This is a genomic window from Acinetobacter sp. YH01020 (assembly GCF_013420275.1).
In the GTDB taxonomy this organism is placed as follows: domain Bacteria; phylum Pseudomonadota; class Gammaproteobacteria; order Pseudomonadales; family Moraxellaceae; genus Acinetobacter; species Acinetobacter amyesii.
The window spans coordinates 1-2,437 of sequence record NZ_VOYN01000110.1 but is presented as its reverse complement, the minus strand read 5'-3'; the positions used below and the strand labels follow the sequence as shown (position 1 = coordinate 2,437).

General features: G+C 38.2%; 2 protein-coding genes. Both read right to left on the bottom strand.

Translation table 11 applies throughout. The features are described 5' to 3' along the window. Window positions 1–204: 204 nt before the first annotated feature. Window positions 205–669, bottom strand: coding sequence for a bacterioferritin (bfr, locus tag FTT85_RS18275; RefSeq protein ID WP_067762676.1), 465 nt, complete (start codon window positions 667–669; stop codon window positions 205–207). A 361-nt stretch (window positions 670–1,030) separates the two neighbouring features. Next, window positions 1,031–2,005, bottom strand: a complete 975-nt coding sequence (gene rlmF, locus FTT85_RS18270) for a 23S rRNA (adenine(1618)-N(6))-methyltransferase RlmF (RefSeq protein WP_180184115.1) — start codon at window positions 2,003–2,005, stop codon at window positions 1,031–1,033. Window positions 2,006–2,437 lie beyond the last annotated feature (432 nt).

Here is a 2,437-nt window from a genome sequence, read left to right as displayed (position 1 = left end):
TTGTTCCATTTTAGAGATTTGTTTAAGATAAGATATAACTCATTGAGATGTGTCATAGTATTCGTCGTTAGAAAACAATTATTGTGACATTATTTCAATGAGTTATCTATTTTTGTCGTGTACAGAGCAAAAAACTACAACAATAGTTTTCATGACTTAATAAAAAACCCAGCTTGTGCTGGGTTTTTTTTGATATTTTTTAAATTACATTTGAGACTGAATATAGTTTGGAAGACCAATGAGTTCGATCAAACGCATTTGCTTTTCAAGCCAGTAAGTATGATCTTCTTCAGTATCTGACATTTGCTGACGCAGCATATCACGGGTCACATAGTCACCCTTTTCTTCACACAATTTTACGCCTTGTGCAAGTTTCTCACGAACATGATATTCAAGCGCCAAATCCGCTTTTAAACAGGTCACAACGTCTGTACCGACTTCAATATCATCACGATTCATATTCGGCGTTCCTTCAAGGAACAATACGCGACGAATCAATGCATCTGCATGTGAGCCTTCTTCTTGGCTTTCATGATCGATACGTTCAAAGATTTTACTTAAGCCCCAATCTTCATACATACGGGAATGAATTAAGTATTGATCACGAGCAGCCAGTTCGCCACCGATCAGCATATTTAAGTAGTCTACGACTTCTGGATTGCCACGCATTTTCTTCACTCCATACCCTTTTCAAATATTATGGACAAGTTTCAAAATGAATGCAAAATATAATTTTTGTAAGTTTATGATTTATATAAAATTTAAATGATAAACATACGCATTTGCAGTTCAATTCCGCGCATTTTTCACATATAAAAGAAGCCCTTGCAGAAAATTTAAGGCATTTAAAACACGAAATAATCAAAAATCGCTGGATGCTGTTTTTTGTAACAATTAACAATGCGTCTTGTTTAGCAAAAATATCTCCAGATTGATTCAACACACTGAGCTTATCGCTATGGGAAACTTTATATTGATGCCCTATGCATTGCTGTCAAAGACAAGGCGAAAATCTCCAACGAAGACAGACTTAAGCTGAAGTCCAACGTGCATTCTTCCACGCTTGCTGTTGCCTTAAATCTAGAAAAGTCCAAGCGACAAAACGGCTTTCTTTTTGTCCCTGCGTCATTTTAATGGTTTTCACATCCACTGCATCGCTCTTCGCTAAGGCCTTTAAAAGCACTGGCAATGTTGTTTTCTTGGAAACCAGCGTACTAAACCAAAGACATTGTTCAGCAAACTGGATGCTCTCTTGTACCATTTGGCAGACAAATCGCTCTTCGCCGCCATCACACCAGAGTTCGTTCTTTTGACCGCCAAAGTTTAATACCACCTTGCTCCGATCAACTGGCTTGCCCAGTTTTCTTAATTTTTGCGTTGCTGTCGCGTTGGCTTCATCTTGTGAGGCATGAAATGGTGGATTACACATGGTCAAATCAAAACGATCTGAAGGTTTAATCACCCCTTTGAAAATATTATTCGCAGCCTTCTGCAATCGAATCCGAATCCCTTTACGCAGATTCGGATTAGCCTCCACAATAAATTGAGCACTTTTAACCGCTGCAGAATGAATATCTGAGCCGACAAATTTCCAACCATAGCTCCGATGACCAATGATCGGATAAATACAGTTCGCGCCAACCCCAATATCTAACACTTGAACGGTATGTCCTGTTGGAATCTGCCACTCATTACTGGCACTCAACAAGTCAGCCAAATAGTGAATATAGTCCGCTCGCCCGGGAATAGGCGGGCAAAGAAAATCTTTGGGAATATCCCAATATTGAATGCCATAAAAATGCTTAAGCAATGCTTTATTGAGCATTTTCACAGCCTGTGGATCAGAAAAATCTACCGATAAATCATTATATTTATTTGGGCTGACAAAAGGTGCAAGTTCCGGACAACTCTTGATGAGTTGAGGAAAATCGTAACGACTGCGATGCAGATTTCGTGCATGTAGTTCCGATTTTTGTTGCGGAAAAGATTTCTTTGCTTGCGCCATATGAATGCCAATAATCAACGGGAGAACAGAATCATCTGATAAGGCAGGATCTATACCTGCAAATTAGTTGATATTGTACGTGAATTTACCCCCCAATTGCTCCCCCAACCTGTTATTTGTCTTTCTGCAAATCAATAACCACGTGGACATCTATTCTTATTTAATCTGTACATTTTTGGTTGCTATAGCATTAGATTTCATTAAAAAAACCGTGGAAGATGAAGAATCAACAAAAAAGCCCAATCTGTGATGATAGGGCTTTTCATATCAGCATAAAATAATGATTTATATGAAATAAAAGTTAGTGTAAGCCCAAAGTAGAAATGTCCGGTTTCTCCAAAGTAAAAATGTCCGCTTTTAGAATATGCACTTTTGCAATTTTCTTAGCGGACGGTTTGATATGTTGGTGTCTATGTCGGATAAAGAACTTAA